The organism is Streptomyces djakartensis (genome assembly GCF_014651075.1).
In the GTDB taxonomy this organism is placed as follows: domain Bacteria; phylum Actinomycetota; class Actinomycetes; order Streptomycetales; family Streptomycetaceae; genus Streptomyces; species Streptomyces djakartensis.
This window is the reverse complement of sequence record NZ_BMWE01000014.1, coordinates 80,299-106,051: the sequence shown is the minus strand read 5'-3', so window position 1 is coordinate 106,051 and position 25,753 is coordinate 80,299. Positions and strand designations below refer to the sequence as shown.

At 70.6% G+C, this 25,753-nt stretch carries 21 protein-coding genes; 12 read left to right on the top strand and 9 right to left on the bottom strand.

All coding sequences use genetic code 11. The annotated features are described in order from the left end of the window. The first annotated feature begins 153 nt into the window (after positions 1–153). From IE212_RS24030 to IE212_RS24020, 3 genes are all read left to right on the top strand, one after another. A complete protein-coding gene (locus IE212_RS24030) occupies positions 154–591 on the top strand; it encodes a Fur family transcriptional regulator (RefSeq protein WP_190199997.1) in 438 nt (145 codons plus the stop codon). Positions 592–642: 51 nt separating this feature from the next. Further along, on the top strand, positions 643–2,868 hold the full coding sequence (katG, locus tag IE212_RS24025; RefSeq protein ID WP_190199996.1) for a catalase/peroxidase HPI: 2,226 nt from the start codon (positions 643–645) through the stop codon (positions 2,866–2,868). A gap of 176 nt (positions 2,869–3,044) precedes the next feature. After that, entirely contained in the window at positions 3,045–3,824 is a 780-nt protein-coding gene (locus IE212_RS24020; RefSeq protein ID WP_190199995.1) for a carbonic anhydrase, read from the top strand. Positions 3,825–3,867: 43 nt separating this feature from the next. Here the strand turns inward: IE212_RS24020 and IE212_RS24015 are convergent, their stop codons facing one another. Further along, positions 3,868–5,586 carry a VanW family protein gene (locus tag IE212_RS24015; protein WP_190199994.1) on the bottom strand — a complete coding sequence of 573 codons (1,719 nt, stop codon included), beginning with the start codon at positions 5,584–5,586 and terminating at the stop codon, positions 3,868–3,870. Positions 5,587–5,815: 229 nt separating this feature from the next. Between IE212_RS24015 and IE212_RS24010 the strand changes: the two genes are divergently transcribed. From IE212_RS24010 to IE212_RS24000, 3 genes are all read left to right on the top strand, one after another. Then, positions 5,816–7,084, top strand: coding sequence for a glycosyltransferase family 4 protein (locus IE212_RS24010; protein WP_190199993.1), 1,269 nt, complete (start codon positions 5,816–5,818; stop codon positions 7,082–7,084). After that, a complete protein-coding gene (locus IE212_RS24005; RefSeq protein WP_190199992.1) occupies positions 7,081–7,896 on the top strand; it encodes a transferase in 816 nt (271 codons plus the stop codon). Before IE212_RS24010 ends, IE212_RS24005 begins: the two co-directional genes overlap by 4 nt. A gap of 180 nt (positions 7,897–8,076) precedes the next feature. Beyond that, the gene (locus IE212_RS24000) at positions 8,077–8,730 is read left to right on the top strand and encodes a YceI family protein (protein WP_190199991.1); all 654 of its coding nucleotides are present in this window, start codon (positions 8,077–8,079) and stop codon (positions 8,728–8,730) included. 23 nt (positions 8,731–8,753) lie between these two features. Here the strand turns inward: IE212_RS24000 and IE212_RS23995 are convergent, their stop codons facing one another. From IE212_RS23995 to IE212_RS23980, 4 genes are all read right to left on the bottom strand, one after another. Then, complete coding sequence (locus IE212_RS23995) at positions 8,754–9,263, bottom strand: molybdenum cofactor biosysynthesis protein (protein ID WP_190199990.1); 510 nt, start codon at positions 9,261–9,263, stop codon at positions 8,754–8,756. A 76-nt stretch (positions 9,264–9,339) separates the two neighbouring features. After that, complete coding sequence (locus IE212_RS23990) at positions 9,340–10,341, bottom strand: MASE1 domain-containing protein (protein WP_373301426.1); 1,002 nt, start codon at positions 10,339–10,341, stop codon at positions 9,340–9,342. Between the two features lie 109 nt (positions 10,342–10,450). After that, positions 10,451–11,281 carry a PP2C family protein-serine/threonine phosphatase gene (locus tag IE212_RS23985; protein ID WP_190199988.1) on the bottom strand — a complete coding sequence of 277 codons (831 nt, stop codon included), beginning with the start codon at positions 11,279–11,281 and terminating at the stop codon, positions 10,451–10,453. Positions 11,282–11,420: 139 nt separating this feature from the next. Then, entirely contained in the window at positions 11,421–12,419 is a 999-nt protein-coding gene (locus IE212_RS23980) for an inorganic phosphate transporter (RefSeq protein WP_190199987.1), read from the bottom strand. Positions 12,420–12,537: 118 nt separating this feature from the next. Here IE212_RS23980 and IE212_RS23975 point away from each other — a divergent pair, with 118 nt between their 5' ends. Both IE212_RS23975 and IE212_RS23970 read left to right on the top strand, forming a co-directional pair. Continuing rightward, positions 12,538–13,137: a DUF998 domain-containing protein gene (locus tag IE212_RS23975; RefSeq protein WP_190199986.1), complete on the top strand. Its 600-nt coding sequence runs from the start codon at positions 12,538–12,540 to the stop codon at positions 13,135–13,137. 88 nt (positions 13,138–13,225) lie between these two features. Then, positions 13,226–14,251: a 6-phosphofructokinase gene (locus IE212_RS23970; RefSeq protein WP_190199985.1), complete on the top strand. Its 1,026-nt coding sequence runs from the start codon at positions 13,226–13,228 to the stop codon at positions 14,249–14,251. A 7-nt stretch (positions 14,252–14,258) separates the two neighbouring features. On the opposite strand, the gene IE212_RS23965 is transcribed toward IE212_RS23970, so the two are convergent. Both IE212_RS23965 and IE212_RS23960 read right to left on the bottom strand, forming a co-directional pair. Next, positions 14,259–15,122, bottom strand: a complete 864-nt coding sequence (locus tag IE212_RS23965) for a universal stress protein (RefSeq protein WP_190199984.1) — start codon at positions 15,120–15,122, stop codon at positions 14,259–14,261. Positions 15,123–15,329: 207 nt separating this feature from the next. Next, on the bottom strand, positions 15,330–17,219 hold the full coding sequence (locus IE212_RS23960) for a SpoIIE family protein phosphatase (RefSeq protein ID WP_229864566.1): 1,890 nt from the start codon (positions 17,217–17,219) through the stop codon (positions 15,330–15,332). A gap of 93 nt (positions 17,220–17,312) precedes the next feature. Here IE212_RS23960 and IE212_RS23955 point away from each other — a divergent pair, with 93 nt between their 5' ends. Further along, positions 17,313–21,623: a HAMP domain-containing hybrid sensor histidine kinase/response regulator gene (locus IE212_RS23955; RefSeq protein ID WP_190199982.1), complete on the top strand. Its 4,311-nt coding sequence runs from the start codon at positions 17,313–17,315 to the stop codon at positions 21,621–21,623. Beyond that, a complete protein-coding gene (locus IE212_RS23950) occupies positions 21,623–22,210 on the top strand; it encodes a response regulator (protein ID WP_190199981.1) in 588 nt (195 codons plus the stop codon). Before IE212_RS23955 ends, IE212_RS23950 begins: the two co-directional genes overlap by 1 nt. 25 nt (positions 22,211–22,235) lie before the next feature. Here IE212_RS23950 and IE212_RS23945 read toward each other — a convergent pair whose 3' ends face one another. Next, complete coding sequence (locus IE212_RS23945) at positions 22,236–23,465, bottom strand: acyltransferase family protein (RefSeq protein WP_190199980.1); 1,230 nt, start codon at positions 23,463–23,465, stop codon at positions 22,236–22,238. A 415-nt stretch (positions 23,466–23,880) separates the two neighbouring features. Here IE212_RS23945 and IE212_RS23940 point away from each other — a divergent pair, with 415 nt between their 5' ends. Continuing rightward, positions 23,881–24,690, top strand: a complete 810-nt coding sequence (locus IE212_RS23940) for an endonuclease/exonuclease/phosphatase family protein (protein ID WP_190199979.1) — start codon at positions 23,881–23,883, stop codon at positions 24,688–24,690. Positions 24,691–24,811: 121 nt separating this feature from the next. Here the strand turns inward: IE212_RS23940 and IE212_RS23935 are convergent, their stop codons facing one another. After that, positions 24,812–25,141, bottom strand: a complete 330-nt coding sequence (locus tag IE212_RS23935) for a helix-turn-helix transcriptional regulator (protein ID WP_190199978.1) — start codon at positions 25,139–25,141, stop codon at positions 24,812–24,814. 108 nt (positions 25,142–25,249) lie between these two features. Here IE212_RS23935 and IE212_RS23930 point away from each other — a divergent pair, with 108 nt between their 5' ends. Then, positions 25,250–25,654 carry an STAS domain-containing protein gene (locus IE212_RS23930; protein ID WP_229864565.1) on the top strand — a complete coding sequence of 135 codons (405 nt, stop codon included), beginning with the start codon at positions 25,250–25,252 and terminating at the stop codon, positions 25,652–25,654. The last annotated feature ends 99 nt before the right edge of the window (positions 25,655–25,753 follow it).

The following is a 25,753-nucleotide window of genomic DNA, read 5'->3' as shown; positions in this document are numbered from 1 at the left end:
TCCCGGCACCACGCCGCGGCACGATCATGATGGCTGTGGCGTAGCTCACAATGGGTCAGCAAGGCCGTCACGCAAAGCCTCACCGCCACGACACCAAAATTGAACCGTTCGTTTTCTTGAATCACTCGTGTTTGTGTGGATAGGTTGTCCGCCATGACCGCATCCCGGAACCCGACCACCGCCGAGGAGCTGCGCGGTGCCGGCCTGCGGGTGACGGCCGCCCGCGTCGCGCTGCTCGAGACCGTGCGGGACGGTGACCACCTCGGCGCCGAGGCGATCGCCTCCGAGGTGCGCGGCCGCGTCGGCCACATCTCCGTCCAGGCCGTCTACGAGGGGCTCCACGCACTCACCGCGGCGGGACTCATACGCCGCCTCGACCCGCCGGGCAGCCCGGCCCTCTACGAGGGACGGGTCGGCGACAACCACCACCACCTCGTGTGCCGGTCGTGCGGGACCGTCGCCGACGTCGACTGCGCGGTGGGCCATGCCCCGTGCCTGACCGCGTCCGACGACCGGGGCTTCGCCGTCGACGAGGCCGAGGTCATCTACTGGGGCCTGTGCCCCGCCTGCTCCACCGCCCGCAATCCCTGAGCGATGTGATCCACCCGAGCACCGTGACCCACCCTGTCCGGAAGGAATCCCATGACCGAGAACCACGACGCGATCGTCACTGACGCGAAGCAGGAGGAGACGGGCGGCGGCTGCCCGGTGGCGCACGGCCGAGCCCCGCACCCCACCCAGGGCGGCGGCAACCGCCAGTGGTGGCCCGAGCGGCTCAACCTGAAGATCCTCGCCAAGAACCCCGAGGTCGCCAACCCGCTCGGCGGGGAGTTCGACTACGCCGAGGCGTTCAAGAACCTCGACCTCGCCGCCGTGAAGCGTGACATCGCCGAGATTCTGACCACCTCGCAGGACTGGTGGCCGGCCGACTTCGGCAACTACGGCCCCCTGATGGTCCGTATGGCCTGGCACAGCGCGGGCACCTACCGCATCAGCGACGGCCGCGGCGGCGCCGGCGCGGGCCAGCAGCGCTTCGCCCCGCTCAACAGCTGGCCGGACAACGGCAACCTCGACAAGGCCCGCCGCCTGCTGTGGCCGGTGAAGAAGAAGTACGGCCAGTCCATCTCCTGGGCCGACCTCATGATCCTCACCGGCAACGTCGCCCTGGAGCAGATGGGCTTCGAGACCTTCGGCTTCGCCGGCGGCCGCGCGGACGTCTGGGAGGCCGACGAGGACGTCTACTGGGGTCCCGAGACCACCTGGCTCGACGACAAGCGCTACACCGGCGACCGTGAGCTGGAGAACCCCCTCGCCGCCGTCCAGATGGGCCTCATCTACGTCAACCCCGAGGGCCCGAACGGCAACCCGGACCCGATCGCCGCGGCCCGCGACATCCGCGAGACGTTCCGCCGCATGGCGATGAACGACGAGGAGACCGTCGCCCTCATCGCCGGCGGCCACACCTTCGGCAAGACCCACGGCGCAGGCCCGGCCGACCACGTCGGCGCCGACCCCGAGGCCGCCTCCATGGAGGAGCAGGGCCTGGGCTGGAAGAGCACCTACGGCACCGGCAAGGGCGGCGACGCCATCACCTCCGGCCTGGAGGTCACCTGGACCACCACGCCGACCCAGTGGAGCAACGGCTTCTTCAAGAACCTCTTCGAGTTCGACTACGAGCTCGAGCAGAGCCCGGCAGGCGCCCACCAGTGGGTGGCGAAGGACGCCCCGGAGATCGTGCCGGACGCGCACGACCCGTCGAAGAAGCACCGCCCGAAGATGCTCACCACCGACCTGGCGCTGCGCTTCGACCCGATCTACGAGCCCATCTCCCGCCGCTTCTACGAGAACCCGCAGGAGTTCGCGGACGCCTTCGCCCGCGCCTGGTTCAAGCTGACCCACCGTGACATGGGCCCGAAGTCCCTGTACCTCGGCCCGGAGGTCCCGGAGGAGACCCTGATCTGGCAGGACCCGCTGCCCGAGGCCGAGGGCGAGCCCATCGACGACGGGGACATCGCCGTCCTCAAGACCAAGCTCCTCGAGTCGGGTCTGTCCGTCTCGCAGCTGGTGTCCACCGCCTGGGCCTCGGCCTCCACCTTCCGTGGCAGCGACAAGCGCGGCGGTGCCAACGGCGCCCGCATCCGCCTGGAGCCGCAGCGCGGCTGGGAGGTCAACGAGCCCGATCAGCTGGCGCAGGTGCTGCGCGTCCTGGAAGGCATCCAGCAGGAGTTCAACTCCGGCGCCGGCGCCAAGAAGGTGTCCCTGGCCGACCTGATCGTCCTCGGCGGCTCCGCCGCCGTCGAGAAGGCCGCCAAGGAAGCCGGCTTCCAGGTGGAGGTCCCCTTCGCCGCGGGCCGCGTGGACGCGACGGAGGAGCACACCGACGCCGAGTCCTTCGAGGCGCTCGAGCCGGTCGCCGACGGGTTCCGCAACTACCTCGGCAAGGGCAACCGCCTGCCGGCCGAGTACCTGCTGCTCGACCGGGCCAACCTGCTCACGCTGAGCGCCCCGGAGATGACCGTGCTGGTCGGTGGTCTGCGCGTCCTGGGCGCCAACCACCAGCAGTCCCAGCTCGGCGCCTTCACCAAGACGCCCGGCTCGCTGACCAACGACTTCTTCGTCAACCTGCTCGACCTGGGCATCACGTGGAAGGCGACGTCCGAGGACCAGACCACGTTCGAGGGCCGCGACGCCGCCACCGGCGAGGTCAAGTGGGCCGGCTCCCGCGCCGACCTGGTCTTCGGCTCGAACTCCGAGCTGCGGGCCCTCGCCGAGGTCTACGCGAGCGACGACGCGAAGGAGAAGTTCGTCAACGACTTCGTCGCGGCGTGGGTCAAGGTCATGAACCTGGACCGGTTCGACCTCGTCTGATCGCCCCCGCCTGACAGGACGCCCGAGCCGCCGACCGGCCCGGGCGTCCCGCCGTTTCCCGCCGCTTGCTGATGCGTCGTCAAAGACCGGGCAAAGTAATTACATCACTCGCCCAACTCTCACCATGAAACGGCAAGAACCGCGGCCGCGCCCGAATTCGGGCGTACGTTCTGGCCGTGAACTCACATGCCACCGCCCACAGCGGCACCGGTCCTGAACCGCACCCCTTCGCCGGTCCATGGCCGACCACCGGCGGCACCGGCCGCCGTACCCTCCTGCGCACCGCGCTGACCGGGGCAGCGGCCCTCGGCGCGGGCCTCGCCGCCGGCACCCCGGCAACCGCCGCGAGCACGCCGCACACCCGCCCGCGGCCCGGCACTCCGCGGGAGGCCCTCGAAGAACTGGCCGCCGGCAACCGCCGCTGGCGCGCCTACCGCGAGCGCCACCCGCACGAAACCCCGGCCGTGCGGCGGACGCTGGTCACAGGGCAGCACCCCTTCGCGGTCGTGCTCGGCTGCATCGACTCACGCGTACCCCCGGAGCTGGTCTTCGACCAGGGGCTGGGGGACCTGATGACCGTGCGTACCGCCGGCGAGGTCCTGGACGAGGCCGTGCTCGGCAGCGTCGCCTACGGCGTCCTGGAACTGGGCATCCCGCTGGTCGTGGTGCTCGGGCACCAGTCGTGCGGCGCGGTGCGTGCCGCCGTCGAGGCGGAGCGGTCCGGCGAACAGCTGCCCGCCCACATCCAGTACCTCGCCGACCGGATAAGCCCTGCCATCGACCACAGCAAGGAGGGGGACGCGCGGATCGACGCCACCGTGGACGCCAACGTCCGGCTCGTGCGCGCCGCGCTGGCGGCCGAGCCCGACCTGGCCGCCAGGATCGGAACCGGCGCGCTCGCCATCGTCGGCGCCCGCTACGAGCTGACCAACCAGGCGGTCCACCACATCGGTTGACGACCGGCAGCGAGGTTCCGGAAGAAGGCGGGCGGCGGATGGATCACTCGCACACGATCTCGTCACGCGGCGTGTAGTGCGTGCGGTACGGCTCCCGCCCCACTTCCGTGCCGTTGTCGTGGAAGACCCGCTCCACCGTGACGTCGAACCCCTCGAGCGGCGTCTGCGGCACGCACTTCTCGTCGTGGCTCACCTTCTTCCCGGGTTGCCTCACGTTGGTGCGCGGGCCCTTGACCGACGTGACTTCGTCGTACTTCCTGGTGCCGAGGAAGGAGACGGTCACGGACGTGTCCGTGGACTCGGCCTGGATGTAGATCGCCTTGCCGGAGTCATTGGCGAACCTCAGGTCCAGGCTGCCCCAGGCGACCGTCGCCTCGCGGCCCTCCGGGTAGCGCTCGATGTAGAAGGAGTGGGCTCCGTGCTCCACGGGCTTGACCCCGGCGAAGAACATGGCGTTGTACACCGTCGTCGCCACGGTCGAGACCCCGCCGCCGGACGCCTTGGTGAACTGGTCGTCGAGGATGATGATGCCCTCCATGAAGCCGTTGGCCTCGGTGCGCTCCCCGACGGTGCGGTTGAAGCTCCAGGTCTCGTCCGGCTCGACGACGGAGCCGTCGATCAGTTCCACCGCCCGGCCGATGTTCCTGGTGCGGTACTCGGCGGGTTCGAAGTGGACGGTGAAGGAGGACATCGTCTCCGTCAGCCCCAGTTCCGCGGCGCTCTCGCGGGTCACCTCGGGCTGGATCCGGCGCACGGCCACCTCACCGCTGCGGGCTGAACCCGTCCGCGTGAGCAGGGGCAGCACCGCCTTGCCCAGCGCCTTGTCGGTGACCTCCTGGCCGGGCCTTGCGTCCTCGGCGACGACGACCCCGTCGCCGTCCGCTCGCAGCCGGGCGTTCCGGGCGGTGGTGGTGACGTCGTTCAGCGGCGTGGCCACGGCCGGATCATCCCGCAGCCCCTTCGCGTCGAGCTCCGGTTGCAACCGGCCGCCGCCGTCCGGCCGCATCCTCAGGTGCTCGCCCAGCACCTCCTGTCCGACCGTGAACCGCCTGCCGCCCGCGGTGAGCGTGACGGGTGCCGACATGGCCGGCTCCGCGAACGTGCGCACCGCCCTGCGTACCTCCTCGGGTGTGACCTTCGGCCGGGTCGCGCGAGCGGGCAAAGGCGTGACCGAGTCGCTGTCCCCCCGCAGGAAGGCGGCCCGCAGCGGGCCGACCGCGGCGTCCACGTCCAGCGCGTAGCCCGTGCGCGGCGCGGTCTCCTCGACTCGCCCGCCCTCGAAGGCGACGGCACCGTCGCGGACCTTCTGATCGAGCCCCTTCGCCAGCCGGCCGAGGGCGGCCCGCGCCCTGCTTCCTTCGACGCGCAGCACGGGTTCGATCTCGCCGCCGGAGCGGAAGAACCCGCCGAAGACGCTGAACGGATCCGCGCCGGTGCGCGCCGCCCGGTCGACGGTCTCCCGGACGTCGAAGGAGAGCCCGGCCCGCCGCGGATCGACCGTGCCCGTGCGGTCGCCGACCCTCACCCGCAGCTCCCGCGGTCCGGCCGCGCCCAGGTCGTGCTCCAGCTTCCGCACCGCCTCCGCACGGGTCAGGCCCCCGATCTGCACCCCGCGCACCGACGTACCGGAGTCGATCTCCCCGCCCGCGAGCATCAGCCCGGCGAGATACAGACCACCGGCACCCACGGCCAGTGCGCCGCCGGCCAGAGCGAGGGGTGGCAGGGAGGTGATGCGCGGGACGGCGGCTATTCGGGGACGCATGGGTCTCCTGCTGATCGAAAAAGGGTCGGTGCGCCCGGGACGGAACGCTGATGCGCACAGGCCCCTCAAGCTATCCACACCAACACGGCAAACCGGTATGGCCCACAACACTTTTGTCCGAGATCATGCCGAAAGCGGCCGGACGGACCGCGCACCGACCCGGCCGGCCCAGGGCCACAGAGTGGTAACGACGAACAACTGTCGGATCGTCGCCACGGTCTAGGCCACCATGAAGATCTCTTTCCTCATCCACAACGCCTACGGGATCGGAGGCACGATCACCACCACGTTCAACCTGGCCGGGGCGCTAGCCGAGCGGCACGACGTGGAGATCGTCTCGGCGTTACGTCACCGGGAACACCCCAACCTCGCCCTGCACCCCTCAGTGCGGCTGCGGGCGCTGGTGGACCTGCGCAAGGAAGCGGACCATCCGCTGCATCACAGACCGGCGAAGGTGTTCCCCGCCGCCGAGTACCGCCACCGCCAGTACAGCGAGCTGACCGACCAGCGCATCGGCGAGCACCTCGAGGCGCTCGACGCCGACGTCGTCATCGGCACCCGGCCGGGCCTCAACGTGCACATCGCGCGCCAGGCCCCGCGGCGCGTCGTCCGCGTCGGCCAGGAGCACCTCACCCTCGACAACCACTCGCCCCGCCTGCGCACGGCGCTGCGCCGCGCCTACCGCCACCTCGACGTGATCACCACCGTCACGGAGGCGGACGCCGCCTCCTACCGGCGCAAGATGTGGCTGCCCGGCGTCCTCGTGGAAGCGCTCCCGAACAGCGTCCCCGACCCCGTGCTGCCTCCGGCCGACGGCACCGCCAAGGTCGTGATCGCCGCCGGCCGCCTGGTCCCGGTCAAGCGCTACGACCTGCTCATCGAGGCGTTCGCCCAGGTCGCCGCCGCGTTCCCGGACTGGCAGCTGCGCATCTACGGCAAGGGCGAGGAGCAGCCCAGGCTGCGGCAGCTCATCGAACAGCTCGGCCTGTGGAACAACGTGTTCCTGATGGGGGCCGCCACCCCCATGGAGGCCGAATGGGTCAAGGCCTCGATCGGCGCGGCCACGTCGAACTTCGAACCGTTCGGCATGACCATCGTCGAAGCGATGCGCTGCGCGCTGCCCGTCGTCAGTACGGACTGCCCCTACGGCCCCGGCGAGATCATCGAGGACGGAGCCGACGGCCGGCTGGTACCGGTCGGAGACCGTGACGCGCTCGCCTCGGCCCTGCTGGAACTCGTCGGCGACGACGAACGCCGTCGTCGCATGGGCCGCACCGCCCTGGAGAACGCGCGCCGCTTCGCCCCCGGACCCGTCGTCGCACAGGCCGAAGACCTCCTGCGGCGTGCCGTCACGGCCCGGAGCACCGGCCGGCGTGTCACCGCCGATCGGAACCACCGCACACCCGGCGCACTGGCCGGACGGGGCCACGCCGCCCGCGACGCCGCCCACGCCGCGGCCGCCGGCGCTCTGCGCGCGATACGGAAGGGACGACGATGACCGCGTACCAGAACACCCTGCGCGCCGACTGCACGACCGCCGCGGACGGCCGCATCGTCTTCAGCCTCCCCCCGGACTCCGGTACCCGCCCCCGGCTGCTGCTGCGGTTGCGCCCCGAGAAGGGGCAGCCCGAGACGACCCGCCGCCTCCTCGACCTGGAGCCCGGCCGTACCGACGGCCACCTGCACGCCGTACTGGAACCGCACCCGGCCCTCGACGAAGGCCGCTGGGACCTGTACCTGCTGGCGGACCCCGAGGCCGGACGACAGCGGCTGCGCCCCGGTCTCAGAGATCAGCGCGCCCTGGTCGACGGACACCTGCGCGACCGGCCCTCCCCGGTAAGCGTCACCATCCCGTACGTCACGAAGGACGGCTTCCTCGCGCTCAGGGCATGGCGGCGCGCCGCCCACGCGGAGGCCGGCACCGTCGACGTCACGGACCGGGCCATCACGGTCACGGCCCGCCTGCACGGCGCCCGCCTCGACGAGGACGCCACCGTGCGGCTGCGCCTGCGCGGCAGCGAAACCGTACGGGAGCTGCGCCCGCGGATCGACGACGACGGCAGGGGCTTCTCCTTCACCGCCGGCAGCGAGGACCTGACGGTCGCGGGGGAGCGGCCCGGCCGGGTCTGGGACGCCTTCGTCCGGCCCGCCGCCGACGCGCCGCCGGTCAGGATCGCCCGGCTGCTCGACGACCTGGCCGACCGCAAGCACGTCTTCGTCTACCCGGCGGTGACGACCGGCAACACGGTCATGCGCCCTTACTACACGGTGGACAACGACCTCGCGATCGAGGTGACGCCGACCGAATAGCCGATATGCCCCCAAATGAAAACCATGGCGTTTCGGATGGTTATTCCGGCGGTGCGCCGCGGCAGACATGTGTGGATTCTGTGTGAAGGGGCGGCAAAAGAGGTTCAGGCGGTCGTCTCAACAACCGTGAACGCCAAGGGGACTTGCGGCCATAACGAAACTGAAGTACCCAGGTGAATCATGAACTTGTTCAACCGCGTCGTGCCGTCCCGCCGACACGCGCCCCTCCCCCCACAGCGTCCGGCCGGCACGTCGGCGTCCTCCGCCCTGTCCGACCCCGGCCTGGTGAATCTCACCGGTGAATGGGTCGTCGACCCCGCGCACAGCAGGATCGGCTTCTCCGTCCGCCACGCCATGGTGACCACCGTGCGCGGTTGTTTCCTGGAATACGAAAGCAGGCTCTACTTCGACGCTCTCGACCCCGCCCGCTCACGGGCCGACATCACGTTGTTCACCGCCAGTGTCGACACCGGGGTGGAACAACGCGACGCCCACCTGGTCGGCCGTGACTTCCTCGATGCCGCGACCTATCCGCGTATGCGCTTCACCAGCAGCGGGGTGGAACACACGGGTAGCGACCTCTTTCGCATGTCGGGCGACCTCACCATCAAAGGCGTATCCCGGCCGGTCGTACTCGACATGACGTACATCGGCCACGTCACCGACCCCTTCGGATACGAAAGGGTCGGTTTCGACGGCACCACCACGATCAACCGTTCCGACTGGGGCCTGACGTACAACAGCAGACTGGCCGAGGGCGGCGCGATGGTGAGCGAGAAGGTGCGGCTGCAGCTCGACATCGCCGCCATCCGCCTGGCCCCGACGGGCGGCTGACGACCCAGCCGCGGCCGTACGGCTCATGCCGCGTTCCCGGGCCCGGCCACGACACGGAACGTCGCTGGGCCCAGCCTGATCACCCCGTCGCTCAGCGGTGTGCACCGCACACCACCCGCGCCGCGCAGGGCGCGCTGCGCGCCGGGGCCGATCGTCACGTCCATCCAGGCGCAGGGCCGGGCGGGACGGTTCACGGCGAACACCACCGGACCGGTGCCGCAGTCGAGGGAGATCGTCGCGCCGACGTACCCGTCGATGTCGACGCCCCGGAGCAGGACGTTCCGGCGGGTGTGACGCAGGTCGGCGGACGGGGCGATGTCCACGGGCAGCTTCTCCGCCGCCATGATGGTCACGGCCGCGTTCCGATGCGCCGGCCGGGCGAAGTAGCGGTCACCGACCAGCCCGAGACCGCGGCGTACCTCCACCCGGTCGACCCGTTCGTCCGACGGGCCGTCCGCGGGCCCGTCCGACGGCCGCCCGGCCAGGCGGTGCGCGGGCGACACCAGCAGCTGCAGCACCTCCACCTCGGTCATGGCGGCCACCCTACGCCCGGGTGCCGGCCGCCTGCGGGGCCGGCGGCCGGCGGCACCGGCCGGCCCTCCCGGCGCGTCATTCGCCCTCCGTCCGTCCGGGCGTGCCCTCCTCCGCGGCGGCCCGGCCGTCGGCCGGCTCGCCCGCGGTGAGATGCTCAAGGACCTCGACCAGCTCCTGGCAGGCGTGCTCCACCGAACGCCGGGTGTTGATCTGCTCGGTGATCACCGCCGAGAGGATCAGGGCCGTCAGAGCCATCGCCCCGTTGAAGGCCTGCAGCTTGATCATCACCTCCACCCGGGTCAGCCGCTCGAACGGCCCGCTCCGGTCGGTCGCCGCCACCGTCGCCAGGACGGAGGCGACGAGCGCGCACAGCATGCTGCCCGCCAGCTGGAAACGCAGAGCTGCCCAGATCAGCAGCGGGTAGACGAGGAACATCACGCTGATCGAGCTGTGCGCGGCCAGCGGAACGACGCAGCAGGCGATCAGCGCCAGTCCCAGAACCTCCTTCCAGCGTGTCAGCCGCAGCGGCCGGCGGACGCGGGACAGCAGAAGCAGCACGGGGGTGACGAGCAGCACGCCCATCGCGTCGCCCACCCACCAGGCCAGCCACACGGCCCAGAAATCCGGCCAGTCGACCTTGTCCGTGACGAGCAGCAGGCCGGCGCCCACCGTCGAGCTGATCAGCATGGCGGTGAAGGCGCCCAGGAACACCAGGGCGAGACCGTCCCGCAGCCGGGCGAGGTCGGTACGGAAACCGGCCCGGCGCAGCAGCAGGTACCCCACGACCGGCGCGGCCGTGTTTCCCACCAGCACGCCGAACACCGAAGGGCTGAGGGTGGTGAGGGACATGATGACGAAGAAGGCCCCCAGGGCGATGCCCGGCCAGCAGCGCGGCCCGAAGATCAGCAGGAAGGCGACCGATACGCCGGTGGGAGGCCAGATGGGGGTGACGACCGAGCCCCCGACGACCAGTTCCCGCAGCAGACCCAGCTGCCCGGAGACGTAGTAGCAGGCGGCGACGGCCAGCGCTTGCAGAACGACGACGACCGGCGCACGCGGATCCTGGCTACCCACCACAGCAGCCATGAGACACCGAGGCCGCGGCGTCGGCGAGGTGAGCGCGGGGCCGTCCGGCCCAATGGCCGAGGACCCCGCGGCGCGACGGCTGAGGAACCCGCGGCCGGCCCTACGGCTGAGCGTCCGGCCCGTCGAGGCCCACCACCAGAACGGCGGCGTCGTCGTCGTGACCCACGCGCTCGGCGCCCTTGATCAGGGCAGCCGCGAGCGCGTCCACGTCCAGGGCCGCCACGGCCGCGATGCCGACGAGCCGGACCGCCTGGTCCAGGCCCTCCTCGAGCCGCATCGACGGTCCCTCCACGACTCCGTCCGTGAGCAGCGCGAAGACACCGCCGGTGGTGAGCTCGTACCGGGTCACCGGGTACGGCAGGCCCGCCTGGACGCCGAGCGGCGGCCCGCCCTCGTCCTCCGTGACGCCGGACTTCCCGTCCGCGGTGGCCCACACGCACGGCAGATGCCCCGCCCGCGCGCTCTCCAGCACACCGGCACACGGGTCGAGCCGCATGAACGTGCAGGTGGCGAACAGATCGGAGCCCAGGGACAGCAGCAGCCCGTTGGTCCGGGCGAGGACCTCGCCCGGGTCCCCGGTGACGGAGGCCAGGGCCCGCATCCCCGCCCGCACCTGCCCCATGAAGGCGGCCGCCTCGATGTTGTGTCCCTGGACGTCACCGATGGACAGGCCGATACGTCCGTCGCCCAGCGGGAAGGCGTCGTACCAGTCACCGCCCACGTTGAGCCCCTGGCAGGCGGGGGCGTACCGGACGGCCAGATGCAGCCGGTGGGCGACGGGCAGATCCCGCGGCAGCATGCCACGCTGCAGCGCGATGGCGAGCTCGACCCGCGACCGCTGCATCTCGGCCTGCGCACGCGCCTGCGCGGTCAGGGTGCCGAGCCTGGTCAGCAGCTCGTCGCCGTCGTCCGTCGTGCCGGTGCGGGACATGGATCACTCCGGCGAGGATGGCCGCCGTCGGCGACGACCCTCGAAGGCAAATCACCCGATTTACGTCCATAGGATGATACTCAGCCGAAGCGCTTCGCGACGACTCGCGCTTCCCGGCCGTGGTCCCTCCGGGCCGCCGTCACGCCCCGGTGAGGTGATGCAGAACCAGATAGATCGCGGCGGCGGGAACCCCGGCCCCGAAGAACGTCAGGACCCAGGCGGTGACGATCGAGCGGGCCACCTGCCAGCGCACCGCGGAGGCACGCCGGGTGGCACCGGCGCCCAGAATGGCCGCGGTGATCGTCTGCGTGGTGGAGATCGGCGCCTTCACCAGGAACGCGGTCGTGTAGAGAACGGTCGCGGCGGCGGTCTCGGCGGCGAAGCCGCGCGGGGGATCGAGGTGCACGATGCGCCGGCCGAGGGTGGTGATGATGCGTCGTCCGCCGCTGTAGGTCCCTGCGGCCATGGCGGCCGCCACGGCGGCGATCACCCAGGTGGGGACGGAGAAGTCGTCCTGCCAGCCCGCCGTGACCAGGGCGAGCACGATGACCCCCATGGTCTTCTGCGCGTCCTGAAGCCCGTGGCCCAGCCCCATGGCCGCGGCGGACACGGTCTGTGCCATACGGAAGCGGCGCACGGTGCGCCGGGGAGTCGCACGGCGGAAGATCCACAGGATGGCCGTGTGCAGCGCGTACCCCAGCAACACACCGACCAGTGGGGACAGCAGCATCGGCAGGATGACCTTGTCCACGATGCCGGACCAGTGAACCGAGGCGGAGGCGGCGAGGGCGGCGCCGACGAGCCCGCCGATCAGCGCGTGCGAGGACGAGGTGGGCAGCCCCCGCCACCAGGTGAAGACGTTCCACCCGATGGCTCCGAGGAGAGCGCACAGGACCAGCAGCAGGCCCGAGGTGTCCTCGGGCGCGCCGATGATGCCACTGCCGACGGTCTCGGCGACCCCGGTCCCCAGGAAGGCGCCGAAGAAATTCATCACCGCCGCCATGACCAGCGCCACACGTGGCGTCAGGGCCCTGGTGGAGATCGAGGTGGCGATGGCGTTCGCCGCGTCGTGGAAACCGTTGGTGAAGTCGAACGTCAGTCCCACGACGATGATCAGCACCACCAGAGTGAGCTCCATGCCCGATCGCCTTTCCGCAGCCGCACGGACCCATCGTGCCGCGAAAGCCGCCGGGGGACGCGCCAGGAGCCGCAGTGGTGGCACAGGAAGAACGGGTCGCCCGTTTTACGGTGTCTCGATGCGATCTGTCCCTAAATGGGTACTGCTGCCGTCGAGCTGCGCGCCTGCCGTCCTGGTTCTCGGCTGGATGGTGGCCGCATCACTGCACGGCCCCGCCTACGACCCAGCCGCTCAGACGATCAGTGTCCTGGCGGCCCCCGGAACCTCGGGCTCCTGGGTGATGACGGGAGCCTTCGTCGCCGTGGGCGCCTGCCACCTCCTCACCTCCTGGGGGCTCCGCCCCGCCGCGACACCCGGCCGCCTGGCGCTGGCGGCGGGCGGCGTCGCGGCCCTGGCGGTGGCGGTGATCCCGGCACCGAGCAGCGGTGGCTCCCTGAGCCACGGTTCGATCGCCGCCGTCGGTTTCTCCTTCCTGGCCGCCTGGCCGGTCCTGGCCGCCCGAACGGGTGGCGCCGTGCCGTGGGGGCTGCGCCCGCTTCCCTCCCTCGGCGCCACCGCCGCGATGGCGGTGGGCATGGCCTGGTTCCTGGTGGAGCTTCAGCTGCAAGGCGCCCCGGGCGTGGCCGAACGCGCGGTGACGACCCTCCAGTCCCTCTGGCCTCTCGTGGTGGTCCTCTCCTGCCTGCACCGCTCGGCGCGCGACCGGTTCCCGGTCTGACGCAAGCGCCGTGGAGCCGTCGAGTGGTCACCGCGGATACAACGGAGGGAGGCTGGAGGCAGGGTGTCCAGCGAACGGGAGAAGGCCCATGAAGGTCGGAGTTCTCACCGGTGGCGGTGACTGTCCCGGGCTCAACGCGGTGATCCGCAGCGTCGTGCGCAAAGGCGTCCAGGAATACGCCTTCGACTTCGTCGGTGTGCGGGACGGCTGGCTCGGTCTGCTCAAGAACGACGTCGTTCCCCTGGACATCGCCGGCGTGCGGGGCATTCTCCCGCGCGGCGGGACCATTCTCGGGAGCTCCCGCACCAACCCGTTCAAGCACGAGGACGGGCTGCGACGGGTACGGGAGACCCTCGCCACGCACGAGGTGGACGCGCTCGTCGTGATCGGCGGCGAGGACACGCTGGGAGCGGCCAGGGAGCTGAGCCGGCAGGGGATCAACCTGGTCGGCGTGCCGAAGACCATCGACAACGACGTCTCGGGCACCGACTACACCTTCGGCTTCGACACCGCCGTGGGAATCGCGACGGAGGCGATCGACCGCCTCCACACCACCGCCGAGTCGCACATGCGCGCCCTCGTGGTGGAGGTGATGGGACGGCACTCCGGATGGATCGCCCTGCACGCCGGCATCGCGGGCGGCGCCAACGTGATCCTCATCCCCGAGCGGCCGTTCGACATCGATCAGGTCTGTGAGCAGGTGAAACGCCGATTCGAGATCAACTACGCGCCGATCGTCGTCGTCGCCGAAGGGGCCGTGCCCAAGGACGGGCAGATGGTTCTCAAGGACCAGTCACTGGACGAGTTCGGCCATGTGCGGCTGTCCGGCATCGGCGAATGGCTGGCCCGGGAGATCTCGGCCCGCACCGAGAAGGACGCCCGCACCACGGTGCTGGGCCACATCCAGCGCGGCGGCACCCCGAGCGCCTTCGACCGGTGGCTGGCCACCCGCTTCGGGCTGCACGCCATCGACGCGGTCAAGGACGGTGACTTCGGCGTCATGGTCGCCCTGCGGGGCACGCGGATCGTCCGCCTCCCTCTCGCCGACGCCACCGGGGCGAACAAGGTGGTCGATCCGTCGCTGTACGACGAGTTCGAGGTGTTCTACGGCTGACCGGCCCTCACCCGCCGTGGGGTACGACCGCCACCGGGCAGCGGGCGTGGTGCAGTACCGCGTGTGCGACCGGACCCAGCCGGCCTTCGGCGGCCCTGGGATCGGTGCGGCGCCCCACCACGAGCAGGCCCGCACCCCGGGAGGCGTTCAGCAGCGCCTCGGCGGGGTGCAGCAGCATGACATCGGTGCCGACCCTGACGCCGGGATACTTCTCCCGCCAGGCCCGCAGCGCGTCCGAGAGCAGCAGAACCTCCTGGTCCTCCCACGTGGCGCGGTCCTCCTCGGTCACCACCGGCATCCGGGCGGAGACGGACTCGGCGGGAAACGCCCAGGCCTGCACCACGCGCAGACGCGCTCCGCGTGCCTCGGCGGCCGAGAAGGCGAAGTCGGCCACCTCGCCGGCCGGCCGGCGCCCGTCGAACCCCAGCACGACCTGCCCGTCGGGCAGGCCACCGCAGCGGTGGGGGACGAGCACGACAGGGCACGGGGCGGCCGCCGCCGTGCGCAGGGCCACCGAGCCGACCGCCAGACCATCGAAGCCGCCCGTCCCGCGCATGCCGATGACGAGGAGTCCGGCATCACGGGCCGCGGCGAGGAGCGCCGCGGCCGGGGCTTCGTCCGCCTGCTCGACTCGCACCTCGAGGTCCGGGTGGCGATCGCCGAGGTCCGTGACCAGGCGCTCGAGCAACCAGTCACCCATCTGGTGCAACCGATCCAGGGCCGCGGCCGGCACGGTGGCCCCTGGAAGCGGCGGAGAGGCGTGGAACAGCCGCAGCGGGACGCCCCGCAGCGCGGCCTCCCGCGCAGCCCAGCCGGCCGCCGCCGCGCCGGAGCCGGATCCGTCGACACCCGCCAGCACAGGAAGACGCACCCTGGCCTCCTTCGTCCGGGCCCGCGGGCCGCGAACCCCACAGGCGCCCGTTCGCTCTCCACCACTGTTCCACGGCCGCCCCGCTCCGGCGCCCGGACCGAGCGCCGGACCCGGCCCGGGCCGGTGGCCCCGGAACGGACGCACACGGCTATGGCCCGGCCTCCGACGGCCCCGCCGCAGCGCGGGGTGACCGCGGTCGCCGCGGTGTCAGCCGGTCCGGTCACCCCGGAGAGGCGTCGCCACGGCCGCGGCGCTCCTGAGCACCGGTACGGCCTCCAGCACCAGGATGGCGAGGTCGTCGTCGAGCGGCTCGGCGCTGAAGTCGTGGGCCGCCCGCCGGACCCGTTCCGCCACGGCCTTCGCGCCGAGTCCCCTGCACCCTCGCAGCACCTCGGCAAGGCCGTCGTCGTCGTCCAACTGCCTTGCGCCGCTGCGGCGTTCGGTCACACCATCGGTCACACACAGCAGTGTCTCGCCCGGAGCCAGGGTGAAGGAGTCGGCGTGGAACTCGGCGTCCTTCTCGACCCCGAGCAGGATCTGCGGGCTCGCGGCCGGCGTCACGGTGCCGTCCGTCGCCAGCCGCAGCGGCGGTGGGTGCCCGGCGCTGGCGATCGTGCACCGGGTGCCGCCGTCGACCGGATCGGGCTCCAACTCCCCGTACAGCAGGCTCAGGAAGCGGGAACCCTCCTGTTCGCCGCGGACCCTCATGGCCTCGGCCGCCTCCTCCGCCATGGCGAGGTTCAACCGCTTGAGCAGCGTCCCGACACCGTGGCCCTCACGCGCCAGCAGCCGTACGAGGTGCCGGGCCAGGCCGGTGACGGACATCGCCTCGACGTCGTGGCCGGACACGTCGCCGAGCAGGAAGCACCACCGTCGGTCCCCCATCGGGAACAGGTCGTAGAAGTCCCCGCCGACGGTCTGGCCCTCTCCCCAGGGCTCGTAGACGATCGCCGTGTCGACGCCCGGAATGGCGGCGAGGGACGTGGGGAGCTGCCTGCGTTGAAGGGTCCGGCTGATGCTCGCCTGCCGTGTGTAGTGGCGGGCGGTGACCACGGCCTGCGCCATGCGCCGGGCCACGTCCTCGACGAGCCGCACGACGGTGTCGGTCAGGTCGGGCAGTCCAGCCTGGCCGATCAGAAGCGTGCCGTGGTATCGGCCGCCCGCGACCAGGGGGAACGCCAGCGCCGAGCCACCGGTGTTCTCCTCGTCCGCGAAGTCGGGCCAGGGCCAGGGGACGCCGGTCGTGCTCAGCCCGGCGGACGGGCGGTCCTTCTCCAGGGCCAGGCGGAGCCTGCGGATACGCCGTTCGTTCATGTGCCAGACCCGGGAGAGCCGCATCTGGGCCTGGTCCGAGGTCAGCCACACAGCGCACCAGTCGGCGAGCCGGGGCACCAGAAGCTGGCCGGCGAGCGCGGCGACCATGTCCTCGTCCAGCTGGCCGGCGAGGAGCTCTCCGGCCTCGGCGAGGAACCACTGTCCTTCGCGCTCGGCCCACAAGGCCCGGTGACCGGGGCGCTCGCCCGGCACGAGGGGCTCGGGAAGGGACGGCCCGAGGCGGACGGCCTCGGTGAGGGGGCCGCCGACGCTCTCCTTCGGGGTGGCGAGCGGGGTCACGACCGCGCATTCCAGACGGAACCAGGTGGCCTTTTCGGTCCGCCGGTGGGTCACGCCCCAGGACTCGGCCAAGGCGCGCATCAGCTGCTTGCCGTAGCCGCGCCCGTAACTCCGTACGCTCTTCACGTCGCCGAGGCCTTCCGAGGGGCCGCGTTCCAGCACCTCGACCACGACATCCACCCACCCCGCCTCCGCCCGCGCGCCGTCGGCCGGGGGGCCGGGGCCGGCCTCCAGGTGGCAGGCCAACTCGATCTCGAACCCGGCGTGCGCGACAGCGCCGGTGACCAGTTCGCTGACGAGGAGCACGGCGTCGTCGACGGAGCGTTCACTGATCGTCGGCACCCCGGGGGAGTGCGGTGGGGTCCGTTCGACGAGCACGGCCCTTACGAACCTGCGCGCCGCTGAGGCCGCCATCTCGTTGGCCGGTACACGCATTCTCGCTGCCGCACGCGGTCCCGAAGACGACCCCGTTCGTGGTCCCATCGGCAACCCCTCGCCGAGTGACTGCGGACGAATACAGGACGAATGTAGCCTAAATGGGAGACACGGTGCGTTTGTCCGAAGAAGTGAGCTGTCATGGATGCTGCCGCCCACCCTCAACTCGCTTCTGTGGAGCCTGGCTCCGAGGAGCGGGAGCCCGCTGAGACCAGGCCCGGGGCCGCAGACGGGGCCGCCCCCGTTCCAGGGGATGGCTGGGTGCGCGTGGCCGAACTGCGCCCACTGCTCGCGGCCATGACGTCCCTCTGTGACGGTGACTTCACGGTACGCACAGGAGAATCGCCCGAAGGGATCCTCGCCGAGCTGGCGGGGGTGTTCAACCAGATCGTCACGCGCAACGCGCATCTGGCTTCGGAACTCGACCGGGTGCGCCGGGAAGTGGTGCGGCGGGGACGGCTGGACGAACGGCTCGCGGCCAGCCCCGGCCAGGGAGCGTGGACGACGAGCGTGGACGCGGCCAACACCCTGCTGGAAGCGCTGGCCGTGCCGATCGTGAACGCCACACGCGTGCTGGACGCGGTCGCCGACGGCGATCTGACGCAGCGCGCCGAGTTGCACGACGGCAGGCGGCAGCTCCGCGGCGATCTGCGGCGCCTGGGCTGCGGGGTCAACCGCATGGTGGAGCAGCTGTCGCTGTTCACCGGCGAGCTGACCCGGGTCTCCCGGGAGGTCGGCACCGAGGGGCGCCTCGGCGGCCGTGCCACCGTGCAGGGACTGTCCGGCGACTGGCGGTATGTGACCGAGGCGGTCAACACGATGGCCTCGCGGCTGACCGCGCAGGTGCGTGACATCGCGGTGGTCACCACGGCGGTCGCCCGCGGCGACCTGACCCAGCAGGTCACGGTCGAGGCGACCGGCGAGCTGCTGGAGCTGAAGCTGACCGTGAACACGATGGTGGACCAGCTGCGCGCGTTCGCCGACGAGGTCACGCGGGTGTCCCGCGAGGTCGGCACCGAAGGGCAGCTGGGCGGCCGGGCGCAGGTACCGGGGGTCTCGGGGGTGTGGAAGGACCTCACCGACAACGTCAACTTCATGGCGTCGAACCTGACCGCCCAGGTGCGCAACATCGCCCAGGTGACCACGGCGGTGGCCACCGGCGACCTGGGGCAGAAGATCACGGTGGACGCGCGGGGTGAGATCCTGCAGCTCAAGAGCACCGTGAACACGATGGTCGACCAGTTGTCGGCGTTCGCGGGCGAGGTGACCCGCGTCGCCCGCGAAGTCGGTACCGAGGGGCGGCTCGGCGGCCGGGCGCAGGTCCGAGGCATCTCGGGGGTGTGGAAGGACCTCACGGAGAACGTCAACTTCATGGCGGACAACCTGACCTCGCAGGTCCGCAACATCGCCCAGGTCGCCACGGCGGTCGCCCAGGGAGACCTGGGAAAGACCATCACGGTGGAGGCGAAGGGCGAGATCCTGGAGCTGAAGTCGACCATCAACACGATGGTCGACCAGCTCTCGGCCTTCGCCGACGAGGTCACGCGGGTGGCCCGCGAGGTCGGCACCGAGGGCAACCTGGGCGGACAGGCGCAGGTACGCGGGGTGTCGGGGGTGTGGAAGGAGCTGACCGACAACGTCAACTTCATGGCGTCCAACCTGACCTCCCAGGTCCGCAACATCGCCCAGGTGACCACGTCGGTCGCCAACGGCGACCTGTCGAAGAAGATCACGGTCGACGCCCGCGGCGAGATCCTGCAGCTGAAGGAGACCGTCAACACGATGGTCGAGCAGCTGCGCGCCTTCGCCGACGAGGTCACCCGGGTCGCCCGGGAGGTCGGCACGGAGGGACGGCTGGGCGGCCGGGCCCAGGTCGACGGGGCGTCCGGGGTGTGGGGAGACCTCACGGACAACGTCAACTTCATGGCCTACAACCTGACCTCGCAGGTCCGCAACATCGCCCAGGTCGCCACGGCCGTCGCGCAGGGCGACCTGTCGAAGAAGATCGACGTGGACGCGCGGGGCGAGATCCTGGAGCTGAAGACCACCATCAACACGATGGTCGACACGCTCTCCTCGTTCTCGTCCGAGGTCACCCGCGTCGCCCGGGAGGTCGGCAGCGAGGGGCAGCTGGGCGGGCAGGCCCGGGTCGAAGGCGTCTACGGCACGTGGAAGCGGCTGACCACCAACGTCAACGAGCTGGCCCTGAATCTCACGACCCAGGTCCGGGCGATCGCGGAAGTGGCCAGCGCGGTCACCCAGGGCGACATGTCCCGGGCCATCACGGTGGAGGCACAGGGCGAGGTCGCCGAACTGAAGAACAACATCAACCTCATGGTCTCCAACCTCCGGGAGACCACCCGGGCCAAGGACTGGCTGGAGTCGAACCTCACCCGCATGGCCGGGCTCATGCAGGGCCACCGCGATCTGGTGGAGGTCGCCGACCTGATCCTGCGCGAGCTGACACCGCTGGTGAACGCGCAGTTCGGCGCGTTCTTCCTGGCCGAGGCGGGGGCGCCGGCCGGTGAGGGCCTCGAGTTCATCGCCGGGTACGGCACCGACCAGGCCGGCGGGGGCGGCCCGCTCCCCGGCACCGGCACCCCGGGCCGTGGCCTGATAGCACAGGCCGCGCAGGAGAAGAAGCGCATCCTCATCATGGACGCCCCGCCCGACTACATCACCATCAACTCGGGGCTCGGCACGGCCCGCCCGGCCAGCATCGTCATCCTGCCCATCCTCTTCGAGGACCAGGTGCTCGGCGTGATCGAGCTCGCCTCGCTCAGCAGGTTCAGCGATGTGCACCTGGCGTTCATCGACCAGTTCGTCAACACGATCGGCGTCTCGATCAACACGATCATCGCCAACTCCCGTACCGAGTCGCTGCTGTCGGAGTCCCAGCGGCTCACCTCGGAGCTGCGTGAGCGGTCGGACGAACTCCAGCGCTCCAACGCCGAACTGGAGGAGAAGGCGGCCCTGCTCGCGACCGCCTCGCAGTACAAGTCGGAGTTCCTCGCGAACATGTCGCACGAGCTGCGCACGCCGCTCAACTCCCTGCTGATCCTGGCCCGGCTGCTCGCCGACAACCCGGACGGGCGTCTGGCCGAACAGGAGGTGCAGTTCGCGACCACCATCCACCGGTCGGGCTCGGACCTGCTCCAGCTGATCAACGACATCCTCGACCTGTCGAAGATCGAGGCCGGGCGGATGGACGTGCGTCCGAAGACCCTCCCGCTGATCAAGCTGCTCGACTACGTCCACGCGACCTTCCGGCCGCTCACCCTCGACCGCGGTCTGGGTTTCGAGATCGCCGTCGAGAAGGACGTGCCGGCCGAGCTGTACTCCGACGAGCAGCGCCTGCAGCAGGTGTTGCGCAACCTGCTGTCCAACGCGGTGAAGTTCACCCACGACGGCAGCGTTGAGCTGCGGGTCAGCCGGGTGGTGGGAGCGCAGTTCTCGGAGGAGACGCTCAACAACGCGGAAGCCGTCATCGCGTTCTCGGTGAGGGACACCGGGATCGGTATCGCCCCCGAGAAGCTTCCGGTGATCTTCGAGGCGTTCCGGCAGTCCGAGGGCAACACCAACCGCAAGTACGGTGGCACCGGTCTCGGCCTGTCCATCAGCCGGGAGATCGCCGGGATGCTCGGCGGCAAGATCGTCGCCGAGAGTGAGCCGGGCGTGGGCTCCAGCTTCACCCTCTACATCCCCTCCTTCCACCCCGGCGCCACCGCCGTACAGGGCCCGGCGGCCGCCGCCGGCGCCGCTCCCGCGCTTCCCGCGGAGACCCGGGCGGTGGCCGTCGGGGAATCGTCACCTGAGCAGGCTCTGGGCCGGGTGCGGAGCGCCGGCGCCGACGTCCTGGCCCCGGACCGGCCGGCGGGTGACTCTGCGGGCCGGCAGACCGTGGAGAGCGCCGACAGCCGGGAGGACACCTGGCCGGAGACGACGCGGCTCAAGCAGTGGCTCAGCGGACGCGCGGGGCGTGTCCTGACCGGCCGTCGCGTCCTCATCGTCGACGACGACATCCGCAACGTCTTCGCCCTCACCCACGCGCTGGGCCGGGTCGGCATCACCGTGAGATACGCGGAGAACGGGCGGGAGGGCCTGGAAGTCCTGGAGCGTGCCTCTGACGTGTCCGTGGTCCTGATGGACATCATGATGCCCGAGATGGACGGGTACGAGACCATCCGTGCCATCCGGAGCACCCCTCGTCTCGCCCACCTGCCGATCATCGCGCTCACCGCCAAGGCGATGCCCGGAGACCGCGACAAGGCGATCGACAGCGGCGCCGACGACTACGTGCCCAAGCCGGTGAACATCGACCGCCTGCTGTCGGTCATCTGCGTTCTGCTCGACCCGGAGTGCGACTCCCCGGCACCGGCGGAGAACGAAGAGGCCACCGATGCACCCCCCGCCGTGGCCGAAAGCGCCGACCATCGCACTGGAGACGCGTGATGAGCACCAGCCTGGCCACCCCGTCCAGCATCCTCATCGTCGATGACATGGAGGAGAACCTCATCGCGTTCGAGGCCGTACTCGGCCCGCTGCACCAGCACCTGGTCCGCGCGCGCTCGGGGGAGCAGGCGCTGAAGGCGATGCTGCGTCAGGAGTTCGCGGTCGTCCTTCTCGACGTCCGGATGCCCGGAATGGACGGCTTGGAGACCGCCGCCAACATCAAGCGGCTCGACCAGACCAAGCACGTGCCCATCATTCTGGTCACCGGGACCGAAGGCGGTGCGGACTACGCCTACCGGGGATATGCCATCGGCGCCGCCGACTTCATAGCCAAGCCCGTCGATCCGTGGGTGCTGCGCACCAAGGTCAACGTCTTCCTGGAACTGCACCGGAAGAACCGGGAGCTGGCGATGCGCACGACGGGTGCGGACGGGGACCGGCTCGCGGAGATCACCGAGCGGCTCACCGAGATCGTGCTGCTCTTGCGCGACAGGCCGGACGCCGACACGGGAGAACTGGTCGACCGGATCACGGAGGTGGAACGCGCTGTGGGAGCGCTGCTTCCGGGCGGCACCGGCACCGGGTGAGAGCAGGCGGCGACCGGCTCGGCCGTCAGGACCGGACGCGCATCCCGAACAGGAAGCGTGTCACACGGGTCCGGCGCACCAGCAGCTCGTACGCGGCCAGCGTCAGGGCGAGGGAGATCGTCACGAGCACCACGTACTCGACCGGGATCGGCGCCGACCAGCCCACCACGAAGTAGGCGACGGCGACGACGATCGGCTGGTGCAGGACGTACAGCGGGAGCACGGCGGCGGCAAGGTAGCGGTAGACGCGTTGACGCGTCGTCGGAGTCGGGGGAGAGGTGAGGGACACGGACTCCTGTGGTGGCTGTGGGCGGGGCCGGTCGAGCAGCCCGGGGATGCCGGCGACCAGGCACCAGCCGGCCGCCCCGAACAGGGCCCGGGAGGCCACGGCCAGCGGGGTCGACTCCGTGAAGGGATCGTCGGCCGTGATGAAGCCCGGAGCGCTCGCCCCGAACAGGAAGGCGCCGGCACAGGCCGCGAGGAGGGCGTCACGACGCATGGCGGTGCGGAAGCGGGCATCGGCGGCGAGGGCGAAGCCGGCGGCGAAGAACAGGAGGTACGACCAGCGGTGCCAGCCCGCGTAGTCCTCCTCCATACCGGCGAAGGCGCAGATCGCGGCGAAGACGGGGGCCGGAAGGAGCACGGCACCTCGCCGACGCAGCGCCAGGGCCGCCGTGCGGTCGGCGAGGCGCCGGCAGGGCTCGCTTGGAAGCCGGCGGTGGAGGAGGGCCAGCATGAGGGAGAACGTCAGCAGCAGTACGACGAACCAGAGGTGGCCGGTCTCGAAGTACTCACCCTGGACGAGGAACGGCAACTCGTCCCACTCCACGTGGAAATCGAAGAAGTGGGGCAGGAACTCGAGGTACGACTCGTCGTGGCCGGGGTCGGACGAGCGCCGGCGCAGCCACTGCGGAAGCGGGTTCAGAACGAGCGTCGCGAGGAGCAGGGGGACCCCCAGCCGGAGCAGGCGCTCTTTTGCGAAGGTGCCCGCACCGCGGCGCTGGAGCGAGTGCCAGGCGCCCAGGCCCGAGATCAGGAACAGCAGTGGCATCGCCCAGACGACCCCGAACCCGGCGATGACCGTGATGACTTCGGTGGTCTCGGCGTTCCTGACGTAGAAGTCGCCCTCGGTCGCGAACACCAGTGCCGAGTGGAAGAAGACGAGCCCGATGACCACCAGCATCCGCATCGCGTCCAGCTCCGGCCGCCGCCGTTCCGGCACCGCGACTCGCGGCGGATCCCCACGCGTCGTCATGCCGCGTCCTCCCCCCTAACTCGCGCGCCCTGCACCAGTGTTGGCCGGGCGGTCGTCGAAGGCCATACCCTCGGCGCACCGGGTGCGCGGCACCGCGGCCTGTGCCGGCCACTGGTGGTCAGTGTGAGATGTGGGTGCGCGGGGTCGCTGCCGCGTTGAAGTAATCACCGCTCTTGCGTCTGGTGTCCCAGGCCTGGTCGTTTCCGGGGCTTGTCCCGTTGTGCTGATCGGTGTCCCGAAAAGAGCCACGGGCCGTGCGGAGGAGTAGAGCAGAGGCTCGTGAGGTGGTTTCGCGGGCGGTGCGCAGCCGACCGCCCCGTCCCATAACCTCATCCAGGGGGATGCCCGATGCCATGTGGTCCACAGTGGGGAGGCGGCGGTGGTCGGGAGGGGCACACGGTTGCTCGCGGTCGCGATGGCAGCCATCTGCATCGCGCTCGTCGGCCCCAGCGCACCGAGCGGTGCGGTCTTCGCCGGCTCCCTGCCCGTCGGCGACGCCAGGGACGTCGTACCGAACCGGGTCATGACGTGGAACATCTGCAATCCCTGCGACGCGAGCAACGCTCACAGGGCGGCGGAGATCGCCACTCACGCCCCTCAGGTCATCGGTCTGCAAGAGGCCTGCGTGGGCGACGTCGAGAGGATCCGCAGGTATCTGAGGAGCGTTCACGGGCTGGTGTACCACGTCGAGTACGGGATGGTTCTGCGGGATTGGGGCCGCTGCGGGGGAGCACCGTGGAACCCGGGGGCCTTCGGCCAGGCGATCCTCTCGGCGGCACCGATGACGGACCACGTCAAGGTGGAGTACCCCGACGGAGGGTCCGAACACCGGGGGTACATGGCGGTCACCACCACCGTGGGCGGCCGCACCGTCCGCGTTTTCAACACCCACCTCGCCCAACGACGCCAAGAGGCGGTCCGGGCGGACCAGGCCGGCGTACTGGCCGCGGACGTCGCACGACACGACCGCGTGATCCTTCTCGGCGATCTCAACGCCGTGCCCGACGCTCCCGAACTCACCCGGATATGGTCACTGGCCACGGACGCGGATCCCGGGTGTCGCCCTTCGTCCGCCGGTGCCTGCGAACCGACCACGGACTGGCAGAGCAAGTTCGACTACGTTTTCCTGCGGGGCATCGCCCCGCTCGGGCACCGCGTGCGTCCGACCCCGTACTCCGACCACCACGTGCTGCGCGCCGACCTCGACACCACTCCAGGTCCGTAGGGCCCTGCGTTCCTGCTGCCCGTGATGTCGTTCAGTCGGGCGGCGTGACCGACGACCACACGACGACCACACCCCGAACCACTGCTCGGCGCCGCACTCCTCAAACCGCTCCACCTCGGTGCTACTGGGTGACCGGCTTGCCGAAGCGCTCGCCTTCGTCCCGTACGAGCAGGGACAGCAGAGAGGCCACCGAGAGCCCGGCTTCGGCCGGGTGTCGCAGCACCTTGTCGGGCTCGACGCGGTAGGTGTTCGTGCGCCCCTCCCGGGTGCGGGAGAGGTACCCGTCCTGCTCGAGGTCGGAGATGATCCGCGCGACGGCGCGCTCCGTGAGCCGGCAGCGAGCGGCGATGTCACGGATACGGACGTTCGGATTGTCGGCGATGACTGCCAGGACGCGAGCGTGACTGGTAATGAACGTCCAACCGGTGTGGGATGCGGGCACTCCGACCATGTTCAGCATTTTAGGGGACCACCGTTGCCGGAACCTGGTTACATGACATAGTTTTCAGGTAATGGATGACATGCTCCCGCGGGGGAGAGCCACAGAAGGAGTCCAAAGGTGCCCTGGGACGATGCCGCCTCGCCGACGCTCATGAGCAACCCCGGCGGAACGGGAATGCCGGAACAGGCGGCCGGGCATGCCGAAAAGGGCGCTGTGGTGCTCCGGTACGAATGGCGCGGGGCCTGCGTCATCACCGCCCGGGGCTCCTATGACATGGACTCGATCACGCCGTTGGCGGAGGCGCTGAAGGCCGCGGTCGGCGAGCATCCGAAGGTGGTTCTGGATGCCTCTGGCGTCACCTTCGCGGACTCGACGTTCCTGAACCTGCTGATCCTCACCCACCAGACGGGGACCCTGCGCGTGGTCGCGCCCTCGCCACAGGTTCAGCGGCTCTGTGAGATCACCGGGGTCGACGGCCTGCTGGAGATGCGGGCCACGGTCGACGACGCCGCCCTCTCCTGACGCCACCGCGGCTGATCAGAGCCCGGAACGGACGCAACCCGCGACCCCTCCTCCTTCGTACGCCCCTTGTACGGGAGGGATACGCAAGGGATGCGTCGT

Excerpts from the sequence above, each read along its gene's own strand:
- IE212_RS24030 (WP_190199997.1), top strand. The coding sequence starts at position 154 with ATGACCGCATCCCGGAACCCGACCACCGCCGAGGAGCTGCGCGGTGCC.
- katG (WP_190199996.1), top strand. The coding sequence starts at position 643 with ATGACCGAGAACCACGACGCGATCGTCACTGACGCGAAGCAGGAGGAG.
- IE212_RS24015 (WP_190199994.1), bottom strand. The coding sequence starts at position 5,586 with ATGCGTCCCCGAATAGCCGCCGTCCCGCGCATCACCTCCCTGCCACCC.
- IE212_RS24010 (WP_190199993.1), top strand. The coding sequence starts at position 5,816 with ATGAAGATCTCTTTCCTCATCCACAACGCCTACGGGATCGGAGGCACG.
- IE212_RS24005 (WP_190199992.1), top strand. The coding sequence starts at position 7,081 with ATGACCGCGTACCAGAACACCCTGCGCGCCGACTGCACGACCGCCGCG.
- IE212_RS24000 (WP_190199991.1), top strand. The coding sequence starts at position 8,077 with ATGAACTTGTTCAACCGCGTCGTGCCGTCCCGCCGACACGCGCCCCTC.
- IE212_RS23995 (WP_190199990.1), bottom strand. The coding sequence starts at position 9,263 with ATGACCGAGGTGGAGGTGCTGCAGCTGCTGGTGTCGCCCGCGCACCGC.
- IE212_RS23985 (WP_190199988.1), bottom strand. The coding sequence starts at position 11,281 with ATGTCCCGCACCGGCACGACGGACGACGGCGACGAGCTGCTGACCAGG.
- IE212_RS23980 (WP_190199987.1), bottom strand. The coding sequence starts at position 12,419 with ATGGAGCTCACTCTGGTGGTGCTGATCATCGTCGTGGGACTGACGTTC.
- IE212_RS23975 (WP_190199986.1), top strand. The coding sequence starts at position 12,538 with ATGCGATCTGTCCCTAAATGGGTACTGCTGCCGTCGAGCTGCGCGCCT.
- IE212_RS23970 (WP_190199985.1), top strand. The coding sequence starts at position 13,226 with ATGAAGGTCGGAGTTCTCACCGGTGGCGGTGACTGTCCCGGGCTCAAC.
- IE212_RS23960 (WP_229864566.1), bottom strand. The coding sequence starts at position 17,219 with ATGGGACCACGAACGGGGTCGTCTTCGGGACCGCGTGCGGCAGCGAGA.
- IE212_RS23955 (WP_190199982.1), top strand. The coding sequence starts at position 17,313 with ATGGATGCTGCCGCCCACCCTCAACTCGCTTCTGTGGAGCCTGGCTCC.
- IE212_RS23950 (WP_190199981.1), top strand. The coding sequence starts at position 21,623 with ATGAGCACCAGCCTGGCCACCCCGTCCAGCATCCTCATCGTCGATGAC.
- IE212_RS23945 (WP_190199980.1), bottom strand. The coding sequence starts at position 23,465 with ATGACGACGCGTGGGGATCCGCCGCGAGTCGCGGTGCCGGAACGGCGG.
- IE212_RS23940 (WP_190199979.1), top strand. The coding sequence starts at position 23,881 with ATGGCAGCCATCTGCATCGCGCTCGTCGGCCCCAGCGCACCGAGCGGT.
- IE212_RS23935 (WP_190199978.1), bottom strand. The coding sequence starts at position 25,141 with ATGGTCGGAGTGCCCGCATCCCACACCGGTTGGACGTTCATTACCAGT.